Source organism: Burkholderia cepacia complex sp. TUM26381, from assembly GCF_057439935.1.
Window position 1 is genome coordinate 3,106,478 of the sequence record NZ_CM172006.1, and the last position, 14,625, is coordinate 3,121,102.

Sequence of the window (14,625 nt, forward strand, 5' to 3'; positions counted from 1 at the left end):
TGATTTCGTTTCCGGTAAATCGTTGAGTCGTTGAATCGCTTGATCCGTCAATCGGCCGCGACGTGCGGTTCGATCTTGCGCCGCAGCGCGATCGGCGGCACGCGGCGGCACTGCCATACCGACACCACGGCGATGACGGCCGCCATCGCGACGCCCAGGTGAATCGCGCCGACGAGCGATTCGCGGGCCGCTTCCAGCAGCAGCGCGCCATTATGCCCGGCACGCGTCAGCTCCGCGACGAGCCCCCCCTGCGCCGCGCGGTCGATCAGGATCTGCGGATCGGCGAGCTGCGCATGCCACTGCATCGCGTGATCGGCCGTCAGCGCATTGCGCACGCCGCCCGAGTACATCTGGTTGACGAGCGTGCCCGTCAGCGCCGTGCCGAGCATCCCGCCGACCATCCGCAGCGACTGCAGCAGCGCCGTCGCGATGCCGAGGTGCTCGCGGCCGGCCGTCTGCTGCGCGAACACGGTAAGGTTCGGCAGCACGAAGCCGAGCCCGATGCCGCCCGCGACCATCAGCGCCATCAGCATCCAGGCGGGCGTCGTGTGGGTCGACACGACGATGCCCGCACACGTGATCGCGAACAGCACGAAGCCGACGTGCAGCATCGCGTTCGGATTGCGGATGCGCGTGACGACGCGGCCGTTCATGATGCTGCCGATCGTGATGAACACGACGAGCGGCGTGATCACGAGTCCGGCTTCCTTCGGCGACATCCCGAAGCCGCCCTGGAACAGCAGCGGCGCGTAGAACAGCAGCGAGAACATCGAGAAGCCGGCGAGGATCGCGAGCACGAACAGCGCCGACAGCGCGCGGTTGCCGAACATGTCGAACGGCAGAATCGGCTGCTCGCAGCGCTTCTCCCAATGCCACAGGCCAATGCCGGCCGCGACCGCGACGACGAGCAGCAGCGACGCCCAGCTCGCGACGCCGTACTTCGGCAGCCATTCGACGAACAGCTGCAGCGCGCCGAGCGACAGCGCGATCAGCAACGCGCCCGGCCAGTCGAGCCGCATCTTGCGATCGTGCGCGACATGGCGCAGGTGCGGCAGGTAGCGCCATACGAAGAACAGCGACAGCAGGCCCACCGGCAGGTTCACGTAGAACACCGAGCGCCAGCCGAACGACTGGGTCAGTATGCCGCCGAGCGACGGGCCGACCGCGTTCGCAATGCCGAACGCGGAGCTCATCAGCACCTGCCAGCGCAGCCGCACGACGGAATCGGGAAACAGGTCGGGAATGCACGCGAACGCGGTGCCGACCAGCATCCCGCCGCCGATCCCCTGCAGCCCGCGCGCGAGCACGAGGAACAGCATGTCGTTGGCCATCCCGCACAGCACGGACGCGGCGGTGAACACGACGATCGACGCGATGACGAACGGCTTGCGGCCGTAATAGTCGCCGAGGCGGCCGAAGATCGGCACCGTGATCACGGAACTGAGCAGGTACGAGGTCGCGACCCACGCGTACAGGTCGAAACCGCGAAGCTCGGCGACGATGGTCGGCAACGCCGTGCCGACGACGGTCTGGTCGAGCGCGACCAGCATGGTGACGAACGAGATCCCGATCATCGCCAGCAGCGATTCGCGGAACGGCAAAACTTGCCCGCTCGAATGGTGGGCGGCAGTGTGGACGGCCATTTTTTGTTGATGCAACTTTTGACGAGTCAAACAATTTCAAAATTCTAGCATGGCGGAGTAATCTAGGCTGGCGACGGTTTAGGGCCCGTTCAAGCCAAGGAGAAAGATGGAACCGATTTCAATCACCCCCGCGACGACGCTCTCGCAGGAGGATCGGGACGCGCTGTGGCGCGCGAAGCAGGTGCTGGAAAGCCCATCGCTGACGATGAAGCTGACCGGCATGCTCGGCGCGCCGGTCGAGAAAATGATCGCGCGGCTGCCGGATTTCGCGACCGGCAAGATCAACGATGCGACGCAGCTCGCGCTGCGCAAGTGCCTGAACATCGCGCTGCGCACGCTCGGCAAGCCGCCCGCGCCGGACGCCGAACCCGACAAGCCGAGCAACCTGCTGCACAAGCTCGCGGTCGCGACGACCGGCGCGGCAGGCGGCGCGTTCGGCTTTCTCGCGCTGCCGGTCGAACTGCCGGTAACGACCACGCTGATCTTCCGCTCGGTGTGCGACATCGCGCGCAGCGAGGGCGAGGACCTGGCGTCGGTCGATACGCAGTTGCAATGCCTGGCCGTGCTCGGCATGGGCGGCAACCCGGACAAGCAGGAAGAGGACGCCGATCTCGGCTATTTCGTGCTGCGCGGCGCGCTTGCCCAGGCGATCTCGAAGGCGTCGTCGGACATCACGACGAAAGGCATCGCCGCGCACAGCTCGGCGGCCGTGTTCAAGCTCGTGCAGACGGTGGCGTCGCGCTTCTCGGTGCAGGTGACCGAGCAGATGGCCGCGAAGTCGATCCCGGCGATCGGCGCCGTGCTCGGCGCGACCGTCAACACGCTGTTCATCGACCACTTTCAGCAAATGGCGCACGGCCACTTCACCGTGCGCCGGCTCGAACGCAAGTACGGCTCGGTGGCCGTCAAGGCCGCCTATCAGGCGATCGACGCCTCGCCGACGCGCTGAACCGCGCGTTCGACCGCGACGCGGCGCAGGAATGCGGCCGCGCGGTCGAGCGCGTCGCGCGCTTCCGGCACCATCGGTGCGTACAGTTGCCACACGTGCGGCATGTCCGGCCACACCTCGATTTCCACCTGCACGCCGGCCGCCTTCGCCTTCTCCGCGACGCGGCGCGAATCGTCGAGCAAGACCTCGGTGCTGCCGACCTGGATATACAGCGGCGGCAGGCCCGTGAAATCCGCGTAGAGCGGCGATGCGTACGGATTCGTCGCCGGTTCGTCGCCGAGATACAGCTTCGCGGCCTTCGGCAGCGCCGCGCCGGCGAACATCGGATCGCGGCCGTCGTTGGTGCGCAGCGTCGCACCGGTGGCCGCGAGGTCGGTCCACGGCGAGAACAGGATCGCACCGGCCGGCAACGGCTCGCCGCGATCGCGCAGCGCGACGAGCGTGGCGAGCGCGAGGCCGCCGCCCGCCGAATCGCCGCCGAGCACGATCGTCTCGGGCGGCGTGCCGAGCGCCAGCAGTTGCCGGTAGGCGGCGAGCGCATCGTCGAGCGCGGCCGGGAAACGGTTTTCGGGCGCGAGCCGGTAGTCGAGCGAGAACGAGCGCACGCCCGCGCGCTTCGTCAGGCCGAACACGAGCGGCCGATGGGTCTTCGTCGAACAGAAGTAATAACCGCCGCCGTGGAAATACAACAGCGTGCGGCCAGGACCACGCTCTGCGCTCGCATCGATGCGCTCGAGCCACTCGCCGCGCAGCGGTGCGTCGCCCGCGCCGTAGCATTGGCGCAGCCGGTAACCCGACGGCGCGCGGCGCGGCACGACCATCCGCAAGTCGGTAAAGCGCCGCGCACGCGCGGGGTCGAGCACCTCGCGCGTGGTCTCCGGACGAAACTGCCAGCGCAGCAGCCAGCAGGCGAACTTGCTTTGCCAACTCATCGGACGCACTCCGTAATCGCAGTGTGACGATGGTACGTGCGAACGTTCCCGCGCCGCTCGACAGGTGCCTCTATATCAAACGCCGGCGCTCAGTTCGCCGGCATCACCTGGCCGCGGATTTCGCCGGCCGGGTGTTCCTTCGTATGGACGTTGAAGTACCACTTGCCGCCCATCAGGTCGGTGACCTGCGCGTCGGTGAGCTCCTTCGAACCCTTGATCGGGCTCGCCAGCTCGTCCTTCGGGATCGGCACCTGCACGCCGGCGTTCTGGCCGACCGGCGCGGGCCCGTGGAAATGCGCGGCGGTGGCCGGCCCCGTGAGGTGTTCGTAGGTTGCGGTCCACTGCAGCGTGTGGGTGACCGTGTCGTAGGTGGCGTCGACGGCGCCCGAGCCCTTGGTTGCCGTCGGCGGCACTTCGCTCGACGGCTGCAGATTGGCGGACAGACGCACCGTTTCGGCGGCGGCGCTGCCGGCGGCCAGCACGCCTGCGAGTAACGCGACCTGGAGCAAACGCAGCTTGAGCATGGACTCTCCTTGCACGACGTTGTGCGCCGCCCGAACGGGGGCGCCAGATAGGATGGTAGTCGATCGCCGCCGTTGCGGGAGTCCGTCGAACGGCCATGCAGCGAATCGCCGCAGCGCGACGCACAGCGCCCCGTGTCAGTCTGCGTCAACCTGGAACGGACCTTTGCAACCCGACGGCTGAATCCGCGCGCGGCCTTTCGCTACACTTCGTTTCACAGTTGCTTGTTTCCTTCGTCCGAAGGAGTCTGCGAGTATTCACGCGGCCACCCGGCCGCGTTTTTTTTGAATGCGCCGCCGGCAGCCGGGTCACGCCAAGTCACGCGCGATAGCCGGGATCGATGCGATCGACGAGGCGCTGCAGCGCGTCGAACGCGTCCTGCCCCGCGCCATGCTTCGGATCGAAATTCAGCGAATCGCGCACGCACCCTTCGAGCACCGGCGGCGCGATCGACAGCGCGTCGCCGATCGCATGGGTCGCGACCTGCACCTCGCAGGCACGGTTGAGGAGCCACATCAGCGAGAACGTCTGCGCGAGCGTCGCGCCGATCGTCACCGGCCCGTGGTTGCGCAGCAGCAGCACGGGCCGCCCGCCCGCGCTCCCGACGATGCGCCGCCCCTCCTCCAGGTGCACGGTGATGCCCTCGAAATCGTGATACGCGATCTTCCCGTACAACTGCGCCGAATAGAAATTGGAAAACGACAGCCCGTCGCGCGAACAGCACACGGCCATCGTGGGCGTCGTGTGCACGTGCATCACGCAGTGCGCATCGGGCAGCGCCGCATGGATCGCGCTGTGGAACGTGAAGCCGGCCGGGTTGATCGGCCAGTCGGAATGTCCGATCACGTTGCCGTCGATGTCGATCTTCACGAGGTTCGACGCGCATACCTCGCTGTAATGGAGCCCGAACGGGTTGATCAGGAAATGTCCGTCCTCGCCCGGCACGCGCAGCGAAATGTGGTTGTAGATCAGCTCGGTCCAGCCGAGGTAATCGAAGATGCGGTAGGCGGCCGCGAGCTGCACGCGCGCCTGCCATTCGGCTTCGGAGAAGCGGGCGGGGCGCGTGAACGGCTGGTTCGGTACACGTTGCATGGGGAGCTCCGGTTGCGGATGGTCGTGGCGCGGGCCGCCGGGCCGCGCCGCCACATTGCCATGATGGTTGCGCGCACAACCATATCACCTTCCCCGCACCTCGTTAACGCGGGTTTAGCCGGAGCGCTTCCGTCCCTTTAAAGCTGGTCGTCGACCGGCAGCAGCATGAAGATGCCCGTCATCAGGTTGCGCATCAGTCCCGCGTGCGGATCGACGTGATAGGTCGTCGGCTTGCCGTTGTCGATACCCGTCCACACGAGTTCGGGCGACCCGCCGGCCGCCGGCGCGACGAGGCTCACGCGATAGCTTTCGTCCGGCTGCGCCGCCCGCGCGAAGATCGTCGCGACCTGTTCGGCGAGCGCCGGGCTATGGATCACGAGCGCCAGTTCGGTATTCAGGTGCGCGGAACGCGGGTCGAGGTTCATCGAGCCGATCACGAGAATCTTCCGGTCGATCACGTACGCCTTCGCGTGCAGGCTCGCGCGCGAACGCGATCCGAACAGGCGCGGGCGCTGGCGGCCCGGCTGCGCCTTGAACTCGTACAACTCGACGCCGTGCTGCAGCAGCGGCACGCGGTACGGCCCGTAGCCGGCCTGCACGGCAACCGCGTCGGTCGCGGCGAGCGAATTCGTCAGGATCGCGACGCGCACGCCGCGCGCGGTCGTGTCGCCGAGGATCTTCACGCCCGCGTCGTGCGGCACGAAGTACGGCGAGAACGCGAGGAATTCCTGCTGCGCGCCGCGCGTCAGCTCGACGAGACGCTGCATCGGCGGGCTCACGTACGCATCGGTCGGCCGTGCGACCTTGTCCGGCGCGTCGGCCTTGAACTCGGCCGGCGCCCACACGAGCTCGAGCTCGTCGCGTGCGATCTGCTGCGCGAGCGGCGTCGCGTTCAGCGGCTTCGCGTTGTACGGCTCGGCGTTCTGGCGCCAGTGGCTGCGCAGCTCGTCGCGCATCGCGTCGAGCTCCTTCGGATCGAACGACTGGTGATTCAGCACGCGCAGCGGATAGCTGCTCGCGCTCGACCAGTACGCGTCGAAGCTCGCCGAGACGTCATTCGCCACGGGGCCGGCGGCGAGCACGTCGAGATCGCGGAACTGCAGCGTCGGGCTCGCGCTGAAATATTCGTCGCCGAGATTGCGGCCGCCGACGATCGCGATCTGGTTGTCCGCGATCATCGCCTTGTTGTGCATCCGGCGCGTGAAGCTGTCGATCCGCGTGAAGAAGTTGGTCGTGCGCTCGACCATCCCCTGCTGCGACGCGCCGAACGGGTTGAACACGCGAATCTCGATGTTCGGGTGCGTGTTCAGCGCGGCCATCACGCGGTCGATGTCGCGGAAGTTCAGGTCGTCGACCAGCATCCGCACGCGCACGCCGCGATCGGCCGCGTACAGCGCCGCGGCGAGCAGCAGCTTGCCCGTCGTGTCCTCGGTCGCGATGTAGTACTGCATGTCGAGCGTCTTCGTCGCGGCGCGGGCGAGCGCGATGCGCATCTGCAGCGCCTGCGCGCCGTCGGCCAGCAGCCGGAAGCCCGACTGGCCCGGATGCGCGGCCTCGGGGGCGGCCAGCGCGTCGCGCAGCGGCGTCGCGGTATCGGGCGGCAACGCATGCGAGACCGGACGATCGAGCGTGGTGGCGGGCGGGTGCGTCGCGCAGGCGGCAACGAGCGACAGCAGTGCGCAGACGGCCAGCGCACGAGCCGGGCGGCATGCGGCACGCCACGACAGCGCGGCCGGCGCGCGCCGGATGAAAGACGTGAGCACGGAAGCTTCCTCGACTGGCGGAACGACGGTCCGCATTCGCCGCAGCGCGCGGCTGGCGCGCGGTTCCGGCCGATTCTAGTGGGCGGCCGATGAACCGGTCAATCGCGCGAGCGGCACACGGCGGCCCGCGCACGGCCGGCCGCCGGCACGCGATGCACGGGCATGCCCGATTCGCCCGCCGGACGGGCCGAGCCTCAAAGCGGTCCAACCAATCTCACTGCGCATCGCCGCTGCGCTCGAAATGGCTGCGCACGTAGTCGATATGCGTCTGCATCGCGGTGCGCGCCTCTTCGGGCCGCTGCGCGCAGATCGCTTCACACACGACGCGGTGCTGCAGCAACAGCAGCTCGGACGCCTGCTCGTCCTCCATCGTCATGCCCGCCACGTTGATCGAGATGTGCTCGCGCAGCATCCCGATCACGCTCGTATGCAGGTGCAGGAACATCGTGTTGTGCGACGCGAGCGCGATCGCCTCGTGCAGCTTCGCGTCGGTCGCGGCTTCGACGGCGGCGTCGTCGTTCGCGTGCGCGGTTTCGAGTTCGCGCAGCAGCGTGCGGATCCGGCGCCGGTCGCTCGCATCGGCTCGCAGCGCGGCGAAATACGCGGTCGCGCCTTCGAGCACGCGGCGGAATTCGAGGATGTCGTCGCGCAGCGCCGGATGATCGGCGACCAGCTGGCCCCACGGCGACGCGATGCCCGCGCGCAACTGGTCCGTCGCGTAGACGCCCGCGCCGCGCCGGCTCTGCAGCAGCCCGCGCGCGACGAGCCGCTGGGTCGCCTCGCGCACCGTATTGCGCGCGACGCCGTACTGCTGCGCGAGCACGCGCTCGGCCGGCAGCCGCGCGCCGGCCGGCCAGGTGCCGTCGAGCAGCGCCGTCTCGATCTTGCGCATCACCACTTCGGTCCGGCCCCGTGCCGTCATCGCTGCCATCGTCGCGTCTCCCTGCGGAATACGTGGCGCGCCGATTGGCCCAACCAATTTGAGCTGCGGCGCCGTCGCGGGAATTATGCAGCGAAATCGTCGACCCGCACGCCGGGCCGTCGCCTCTGGAGCGAGACATGAACGAAAGGCAGTACCCCGCCGCCATCCCCGCACACGCCTACCTGTTCGCGACCTGCCTGGTCGACCTGTTCGTCCCCGAAGCGGGGCTCGACGCGGTCCGCCTGCTGGAGCGCGAAGGCCTGACCGTCCACTATCCGCGCGGCCAGAGCTGCTGCGGGCAGCCGGCCTACAGCAGCGGCAATCCCGACGAAGCGCGCCGCGTCGCGGCCGCGCAACTGGACCTGTTCGCACAACCGTGGCCCGTGATCGTGCCGTCCGGCTCGTGCGCAGGCATGATCCGGCACCATTGGCCGGCGCTGTTCGCCGACGATCCCGTCAACGGCCCGAAGGCGCGTGCGATCGCCGGCCGCACCTACGAACTCGCGGAATTCCTCGTCCATGTGCTCGACGTGCAGCTCGACGCGGCCACGGCCGGCGCCGCGCCCGACGAGCGCGTCGTGCTGCACACGTCGTGCGCGGCACGCCGCGAGATGGGCACGCGCGTGCATGGTGTCGCGCTCGTCGACGCACTGCCCGGCGTGACGCGCATCGAACACGAACGCGAATCCGAGTGCTGCGGCTTCGGCGGCACGTTCTCGCTGAAACATCCGGACATCTCCGGCGCGATGGTGCGCGACAAGGTCGCGTCGGCCTGCGCGACCGGCTGCGACCGGCTCGTGTCCGCGGACTGCGGCTGCCTGCTGAACATCGGCCACGCTGCGACCAAGGCCGGCGCGCCGCTGCCGGTCGAGCATCTCGCGAGCTTCCTGTGGCGCCGGACGTCCGGCGCCGCATCGTTGCGCGGAGACCGGCAATGAGCGCGCGCGCCGCCATTCTCGCGCGCCTGCGCGCCGCCGCGCCGGGCGTCGCCGCGACGGCCGCCCCCGTACTCGATGCGCGCATCGACATGCATTACGACATGCGCCGCGCGTCGACGGAACGCGACCCGCACGCGCTCGCACCGGCAATGCAGGCCGCACTGGCCGCGTCGCACGCCGACGTCTGGTGCGCGAGCGCGGACGCATGGCCTGCGCAGCTTGCCGCGCGCCTCGCCGACGCCGGCGTGCGCCGCCTGCTGCTCGACCCGGCCCGCGCCGAATCCGCGGCGCTCGCCCGCGCATTGCCCGATACCGTCGCACCGGTACCGTTCGACCGGCCGATCGACGCATGGAAAGCCGAGCTGTTCGACACGATCGATGCAGGCTTCACTGTCGCGCGTTCGGGCATCGCGGCCACCGGCACCGTCGTGCTCGCCCCCGACGCCGGCTCGCCGCGCACGGTGTCGCTGGTGCCGCCGCTGCATGTCGCGCTCGTCCATGCGAACACGCTGCATGCCGACCTGCACGCGGCCGTGCATGCGGAGCGCTGGCAAGCCGGCATGCCCACCAACCTCGTGCTGGTATCGGGCCCGTCGAAGACCTCCGACATCCAGCAGACGCTCGCTTACGGCGCACACGGCCCGCGCCGCCTGTGGGTCGTGATCGTCACCGATTCCACCGCCCCGTCGGCCGCACCCGCTTGCGAGGATCTGCCGCAATGAGCGACCACACGCTGCAATTCGTCGCCCCCGGCGACTTCAAGGCCCGCGCGCGAGCCGCACTCGACGATCCCGCGTTGCGCCAGAGCTTTCGCGGCGCGATGGACTTCCTGCAGGGCAAGCGCGCGACGCAATTCCCCGACGACACCGAACTGCAGCAACTGCGCGATCTCGGCGAAGCCGTGCGCCAGCACGCGCTCGCGCAACTGCCCGCGCTGCTCGAACGGCTGGAGACGAAGCTCGCCGAAGCCGGCGTGCACGTGCATTGGGCCGAGACGGCCGCCGACGCGAATGCGATCGTGCTCGGCATCGCGCAGGCGAAGAAGGCGCGCCGCGTGATCAAGGGCAAGTCGATGGCGAGCGAGGAAATCGAGCTGAACCATTACCTCGCCGAACACGGCGTCGACTGCATCGAATCCGACATGGGCGAATTCATCGTGCAGCTCGCCGGCGAAAAGCCGTCGCACATCGTGATGCCGGCGATCCACAAGACGCGCGGCGACATCGCCGAGCTGTTCGAAGCACACCTCCCCGGCACACGCTATACGGAAGACGTCGACGAACTGATCCAGACCGGCCGGCGCGCCCTGCGCCGCGCGTTCGCCGAAGCGGACATCGGCCTGTCGGGCGTCAATTTCGCGGCGGCCGACACGGGTACGTTGTGGCTCGTCGAGAACGAAGGCAACGGCCGCCTGTCGACCACGGTGCCCGACACGCACATCGCGATCATGGGCATCGAGAAGGTCGTCGAGAAGCTCGAGCACATCGTGCCGCTGTCGAGCCTGCTCACGCGCTCGGCCACCGGCCAGGCGATCACGACCTATTTCAACCTGATCTCGGGCCCGCGCCGCGACGGCGAACGCGACGGCCCGCGCGAACTGCATCTCGTACTGCTCGACAACGGCCGCACGCAGGCATACGCGGACGAACAGCTGCGCGCGACGCTGCAGTGCATCCGCTGCGGCGCGTGCATGAACCACTGCCCCGTCTACACGCGCATCGGCGGCCACGCGTACGGCACGACCTACCCGGGCCCGATCGGCAAGATCATCTCGCCGCACCTGCTCGGCCTCGACGCAACGGCCGACCTGCCGACCGCGTCGACGCTGTGCGGCGCGTGCGGCGAGGTGTGCCCGGTGCGCATCCCGATCCCGCAGTTGCTCGTGCGGCTGCGCACCGAGGCGAACCGCAAGCCCGACGAACCCGTCGCCCATCCGCTGCGCGGCCAGGGCGCGAACTACACCCGCGCGGAAGACCTCGTGTGGCGCTTCTGGTCCGGCGCGTTCGCGCATCCGCGCGCGTACCGCGCATTCCGCTGGGCCGCCACGCGCCTGCATGCGCTGACGCCCGCGAAACAGATGGGCTGGACGCAGCACCGCACGCCGCTGGAACCGGCGCCGCGCAGCCTGTCCGACCTGCTGCGCGCACGCGGGCAGCCCGAATAGCGCATCCGCTTTCAAACCCGTACCCCTAAAAATCCATGGAGGAGACACCCATGCAGGTTTGGCATCAGATTTACTCGCCGCTCGGCAGCCTCGGGCTGTCGGCGTTCGTCGCCGCGATTCCGATCATCTTCTTTTTCATCGCGCTGGCCGCGCTGCGGATGAAAGGCCATGTCGCGGCCGCGATCACGCTGCTGCTGTCGCTCGGCGTCGCGATCCTCGCGTACGGGATGCCCGTGCCGCAGGCGCTTGCCGCAGCCGGCTTCGGCTTCGCCTACGGCCTGTGGCCGATCGCGTGGATCATCGTCGCGGCCGTGTTCCTGTACAAGATCGTCGTGAAGACCGGCCAGTTCGACATCATCCGCGCGTCCGTGCTGTCGATTACCGACGACCAGCGCCTGCAGATGCTGCTGATCGGTTTCTCGTTCGGCGCATTCCTCGAAGGCGCGGCCGGCTTCGGCGCCCCCGTCGCGATCACGGCCGCGCTGCTCGTCGGCCTCGGCTTCAAGCCGCTGCACGCGGCCGGGCTGTGCCTGATCGCGAACACCGCGCCGGTCGCGTTCGGCGCGATGGGCATTCCGATCATCGTCGCCGGGCAGGTGACGGGCATCGATCCGTTCCACATCGGCGCGATGGCCGGCCGCCAGTTGCCGCTGCTGTCGCTCGCGGTGCCGTTCTGGCTCGTGTTCATGATGGACGGGCTGCGCGGCGTACGGCAGACCTGGCCGGCTGCACTCGTCGCGGGCGGCAGCTTCGCGGTCACGCAATACTTCACGTCGAACCACATCGGGCCCGAGCTGCCGGACATCACGTCGTCGCTCGTCAGCCTCGTCGCGCTCGCGACGTTCCTGAAGGTGTGGCAGCCGCGCACCGCGAAGCAGCCGGCCGGCGGCCTCGTCGCCTCCGGCGGCGGCGCGGCGCTGGCCGGGTTCGGCGCTAGCGGCAACGGCTTCGGCGCGAGCCGCCAGGCGTCGCCGTACACGCTCGTGCAGACGGTGCGCGCATGGTCGCCGTTCCTGATCCTGACGGCCGTCGTCACGGTCTGGAGCATCGCACCGTTCAAGGCGCTGTTCGCCGCGCACGGCGCACTCGCGTCGACCGTGCTGAAGTTCCATGTGGCCGGGCTCGACCAGCTCGTCGTGAAGACCGCGCCGATCGCCGCGACGCCGAAAGCGCTCGACGCGGTGCTGAAGATCGACCTGATTTCGGCGGTCGGCAGCGCGATCCTTGTGACCGCGCTGATCTCGATGGCGCTGCTGCGGATGAAGCCGCGCGACGCGCTCGTCACGTTCGGCGAAACGCTGAAGGAACTGACGCGCCCGATCCTGTCGATCGGCCTCGTGCTCGCATTTGCGTTCGTCGCGAACTACTCGGGGATGTCGTCGACGCTCGCGCTGATGTTGGCCGCGACCGGCGCCGCCTTCCCGTTCTTCTCGCCGTTCCTCGGCTGGCTCGGCGTGTTCCTGACGGGCTCCGATACGTCGTCGAACGCGCTGTTCTGCTCGCTGCAGCAGGCCACCGCGCATCAGCTCGGCGTGCCCGAAACGCTCGCGGTCGCGGCGAACACGACGGGCGGCGTAACCGCGAAGATGATCTCGCCGCAGTCGATCGCGGTTGCGTGCGCGGCAACGGGTCTCGTCGGCAAGGAGTCCGAGCTGTTCCGCTTCACGGTGCGGCACAGCCTGCTGTTCGCGGTGATCGTCGGGCTGATCACGCTCGTGCAGGCGTACGTGCTGCCGGGGATGGTGCCGTAAGCGACCCGCCGGCTGGCCCCAAAAACAAAACCCCACGCCCGGACGGGCGTGGGGTTGTTCTTTTCGCGTACCGGTCGCCGGCGCGGGCCGGCGATTCGCGATGCGCGTGGCGCGATCAGCTGCCCTTCGCGATGCGATCCTGGATGTGCTGTGCACGGCTCGCCGACGACGGGTGCGAGCTCATCATCGAGCTCTGGCCGCCGTCCATCTGCGCGAGCTTCTGGAAGCCCGTGACGAGGCCCTTCTGGCTCATGCCCTTCTGCTTCATCAGGTCGAACGAGTAGTCGTCCGCTGCGCTTTCCTGCGTCTGCGAGAACTGCGCGTTGATGAACTTCTCGGTGATGTCGCCGAGCTGCGAGCTCGACAGTGCCGCCACGCCCGGCGATGCTGCGCCGGCCGCGCTGCGCGCCGCGCTCACCGCGTACGCGGTCTGCATCGCCTTCTTCGAGTGACCCAGTGCAACGTGGCCCATTTCATGACCGATCACGCCGCGCAGCTCGTCGTCGTTCATCATGTCCATCAGGCCGCTGTACACGCGCACGCAGCCGTTGCCCATCGCCCACGCGTTGACGTCCTTGGTCACGTACACCTTGTAGTTGATCTTCTGGCCGTTCAGCGTCATGTCGCCGAAGCCCTTCATGACCTTCGTCAGGCGCTTCGCGTACGCGCTGTTCGCCGGCGCGATCTTCGATTCGGCGTCGCTGGACTTGCACGATTCGTTCGACAGTGCGGCGATGTCGCTGTCCGACAGCGTTGCCGCCTTGTACAGGTTCGTCCCCGCCGACGTCAGGCTGTTCGCGTCAAGGCTCTGTACCCCGCCGCATGCGCTCAACAGAAACGCCACGCCACACGCCGCCACCGCTTTCTTGAGTTGCATCCCGGAATCCCTCGATAGTTGTATTTGGGAGCGGCGATTTTGCATAATCCGGCAGAAAATTACCAGATGTTTACATCCGATGACACGTTCATTACTCAGCAGATTGAAATGAAGCGGCGATCCGACGCCGGATTGTCGACGAAAAGCAGCGGAATCGCCGTGTCCGGACGAAGATCGGGAGGGAAACCGGGCCGGCCGCCGCTCAGGCGGTCTGGTCGCCGCGCCGCGTCAGCCGCCGCGCGACCAGCATCGGCAGCCGCACCGCGAAGCCGGTGAACAGGCGCAGGTGCATCCACGCGAGCAGCGCGTTGTCGCGACCGTAGTGGAAGTGCGAGACGCCGCCCTCGTGCCGGCCGAAATAGCGCACCGGCGCGTCGATGCGGATCGGGTGCACACCGGCCCAGCACAGCCGCACGGCCGCTTCGGGATCGAAGTCGAAACCGCGCATCCACGGCTGGCGCCGCATGATCGCCGCGAGCGGCGCGACCGGATACACGCGAAACCCGTACAGCGAATCGCCGATGCCGGCCCACAGCGTCTCGAGGTCGGCCCAGGCGTTCGACAGGCGGCGGCCCTGCACGCGCAACTGCGGCGCGCTCGCGTCGAACTTCGGCACGCCGAGCACCATCGCATCGGTGTCGGCCTGCGATGCGGCCATGAAGGCCGGAATCAGGTCGGCCGGATGCTGGCCGTCGGAATCCATCGTCAGCACATGCGTGAAGCCGCTCGCGGCCGCCGCGTCGAGCCCCGCGAGCACCGCGGCGCCCTTGCCGCGATTCTCCGGCAGCACGATCACGCGCAATCCGGGATCGCGCTCGGCCATCGCCTGCAGCCGTTCGGTGCTGCCGTCGGTGCTGCCATCGACGACGACCCACACCGGATTCCACTGCGCGCGCGCATTGCGCACGGTCGTGTCGACCTTGCCCCCCGGGTTGTAGCTCGGGATCAGCACGAGATGAGTGGACGAGGCGTGAAGCTTGGACATGGAAACAGCCGCTTGCGAAGACAGGGATCCTGACAAAAGTTTATGACTTGCCGGCGAACGCCGGCAGGCTTCGTCGACACAGGCCGC

General features: G+C 68.3%; 13 protein-coding genes. 5 read left to right on the plus strand and 8 right to left on the minus strand.

Annotated features, from left to right (window positions below; genetic code table 11):
* Nucleotides 1–47: 47 nt before the first annotated feature.
* Nucleotides 48–1,643 carry an MDR family MFS transporter gene (locus tag ACWMMN_RS14595; RefSeq protein ID WP_059233212.1) on the minus strand — a complete coding sequence of 532 codons (1,596 nt, stop codon included), beginning with the start codon at nt 1,641–1,643 and terminating at the stop codon, nt 48–50.
* A 106-nt stretch (nt 1,644–1,749) separates the two neighbouring features.
* Here ACWMMN_RS14595 and ACWMMN_RS14600 point away from each other — a divergent pair, with 106 nt between their 5' ends.
* Nucleotides 1,750–2,592 carry an EcsC family protein gene (locus tag ACWMMN_RS14600; RefSeq protein ID WP_059233211.1) on the plus strand — a complete coding sequence of 281 codons (843 nt, stop codon included), beginning with the start codon at nt 1,750–1,752 and terminating at the stop codon, nt 2,590–2,592.
* Here ACWMMN_RS14600 and ACWMMN_RS14605 read toward each other — a convergent pair.
* From ACWMMN_RS14605 to ACWMMN_RS14625, 5 genes are all read right to left on the minus strand, one after another.
* Nucleotides 2,562–3,524, minus strand: coding sequence for an alpha/beta hydrolase (locus ACWMMN_RS14605; RefSeq protein WP_174993191.1), 963 nt, complete (start codon nt 3,522–3,524; stop codon nt 2,562–2,564). The two genes, ACWMMN_RS14600 and ACWMMN_RS14605, sit on opposite strands and share 31 nt — an antisense overlap.
* An 89-nt stretch (nt 3,525–3,613) precedes the next feature.
* A complete protein-coding gene (locus ACWMMN_RS14610) occupies nt 3,614–4,048 on the minus strand; it encodes a CHRD domain-containing protein (protein ID WP_059233209.1) in 435 nt (144 codons plus the stop codon).
* 316 nt (nt 4,049–4,364) lie between these two features.
* Nucleotides 4,365–5,138, minus strand: a complete 774-nt coding sequence (locus tag ACWMMN_RS14615) for a class II aldolase/adducin family protein (RefSeq protein WP_486422797.1) — start codon at nt 5,136–5,138, stop codon at nt 4,365–4,367.
* 137 nt (nt 5,139–5,275) lie between these two features.
* On the minus strand, nt 5,276–6,901 hold the full coding sequence (locus ACWMMN_RS14620) for a phospholipase D-like domain-containing protein (protein ID WP_486422798.1): 1,626 nt from the start codon (nt 6,899–6,901) through the stop codon (nt 5,276–5,278).
* A 214-nt stretch (nt 6,902–7,115) separates the two neighbouring features.
* Nucleotides 7,116–7,832 carry a FadR/GntR family transcriptional regulator gene (locus ACWMMN_RS14625; RefSeq protein WP_340624447.1) on the minus strand — a complete coding sequence of 239 codons (717 nt, stop codon included), beginning with the start codon at nt 7,830–7,832 and terminating at the stop codon, nt 7,116–7,118.
* Nucleotides 7,833–7,960: 128 nt separating this feature from the next.
* Here ACWMMN_RS14625 and ACWMMN_RS14630 point away from each other — a divergent pair, with 128 nt between their 5' ends.
* The 4 genes from ACWMMN_RS14630 to ACWMMN_RS14645 are packed head-to-tail and all read left to right on the plus strand — an operon-like array spanning nt 7,961 to nt 12,676.
* Nucleotides 7,961–8,761: a (Fe-S)-binding protein gene (locus tag ACWMMN_RS14630; RefSeq protein WP_340624448.1), complete on the plus strand. Its 801-nt coding sequence runs from the start codon at nt 7,961–7,963 to the stop codon at nt 8,759–8,761.
* Nucleotides 8,758–9,483 carry a LutC/YkgG family protein gene (locus tag ACWMMN_RS14635; RefSeq protein WP_486422799.1) on the plus strand — a complete coding sequence of 242 codons (726 nt, stop codon included), beginning with the start codon at nt 8,758–8,760 and terminating at the stop codon, nt 9,481–9,483. Before ACWMMN_RS14630 ends, ACWMMN_RS14635 begins: the two co-directional genes overlap by 4 nt.
* Nucleotides 9,480–10,925: a LutB/LldF family L-lactate oxidation iron-sulfur protein gene (locus tag ACWMMN_RS14640; RefSeq protein ID WP_340624450.1), complete on the plus strand. Its 1,446-nt coding sequence runs from the start codon at nt 9,480–9,482 to the stop codon at nt 10,923–10,925. The genes ACWMMN_RS14635 and ACWMMN_RS14640 overlap by 4 nt, the downstream gene beginning before the upstream one ends.
* A gap of 50 nt (nt 10,926–10,975) precedes the next feature.
* A complete protein-coding gene (locus ACWMMN_RS14645; protein WP_486422800.1) occupies nt 10,976–12,676 on the plus strand; it encodes a lactate permease LctP family transporter in 1,701 nt (566 codons plus the stop codon).
* A gap of 115 nt (nt 12,677–12,791) precedes the next feature.
* Here the strand turns inward: ACWMMN_RS14645 and loiP are convergent, their stop codons facing one another.
* Both loiP and ACWMMN_RS14655 read right to left on the minus strand, forming a co-directional pair.
* Nucleotides 12,792–13,553 (minus strand): metalloprotease LoiP, encoded by a 762-nt coding sequence (gene loiP / locus ACWMMN_RS14650; protein WP_059233202.1) that lies wholly within the window; start codon nt 13,551–13,553, stop codon nt 12,792–12,794.
* Between the two features lie 202 nt (nt 13,554–13,755).
* On the minus strand, nt 13,756–14,538 hold the full coding sequence (locus tag ACWMMN_RS14655) for a glycosyltransferase family 2 protein (RefSeq protein ID WP_486422801.1): 783 nt from the start codon (nt 14,536–14,538) through the stop codon (nt 13,756–13,758).
* Nucleotides 14,539–14,625: the final 87 nt, after the last annotated feature.

Excerpts from the sequence above, each read along its gene's own strand:
- ACWMMN_RS14595 (WP_059233212.1), bottom strand. The coding sequence starts at position 1,643 with ATGGCCGTCCACACTGCCGCCCACCATTCGAGCGGGCAAGTTTTGCCG.
- ACWMMN_RS14600 (WP_059233211.1), top strand. The coding sequence starts at position 1,750 with ATGGAACCGATTTCAATCACCCCCGCGACGACGCTCTCGCAGGAGGAT.
- ACWMMN_RS14605 (WP_174993191.1), bottom strand. The coding sequence starts at position 3,524 with ATGAGTTGGCAAAGCAAGTTCGCCTGCTGGCTGCTGCGCTGGCAGTTT.
- ACWMMN_RS14610 (WP_059233209.1), bottom strand. The coding sequence starts at position 4,048 with ATGCTCAAGCTGCGTTTGCTCCAGGTCGCGTTACTCGCAGGCGTGCTG.
- ACWMMN_RS14615 (WP_486422797.1), bottom strand. The coding sequence starts at position 5,138 with ATGCAACGTGTACCGAACCAGCCGTTCACGCGCCCCGCCCGCTTCTCC.
- ACWMMN_RS14625 (WP_340624447.1), bottom strand. The coding sequence starts at position 7,832 with ATGGCAGCGATGACGGCACGGGGCCGGACCGAAGTGGTGATGCGCAAG.
- ACWMMN_RS14630 (WP_340624448.1), top strand. The coding sequence starts at position 7,961 with ATGAACGAAAGGCAGTACCCCGCCGCCATCCCCGCACACGCCTACCTG.
- ACWMMN_RS14635 (WP_486422799.1), top strand. The coding sequence starts at position 8,758 with ATGAGCGCGCGCGCCGCCATTCTCGCGCGCCTGCGCGCCGCCGCGCCG.
- ACWMMN_RS14640 (WP_340624450.1), top strand. The coding sequence starts at position 9,480 with ATGAGCGACCACACGCTGCAATTCGTCGCCCCCGGCGACTTCAAGGCC.
- ACWMMN_RS14645 (WP_486422800.1), top strand. The coding sequence starts at position 10,976 with ATGCAGGTTTGGCATCAGATTTACTCGCCGCTCGGCAGCCTCGGGCTG.
- loiP (WP_059233202.1), bottom strand. The coding sequence starts at position 13,553 with ATGCAACTCAAGAAAGCGGTGGCGGCGTGTGGCGTGGCGTTTCTGTTG.
- ACWMMN_RS14655 (WP_486422801.1), bottom strand. The coding sequence starts at position 14,538 with ATGTCCAAGCTTCACGCCTCGTCCACTCATCTCGTGCTGATCCCGAGC.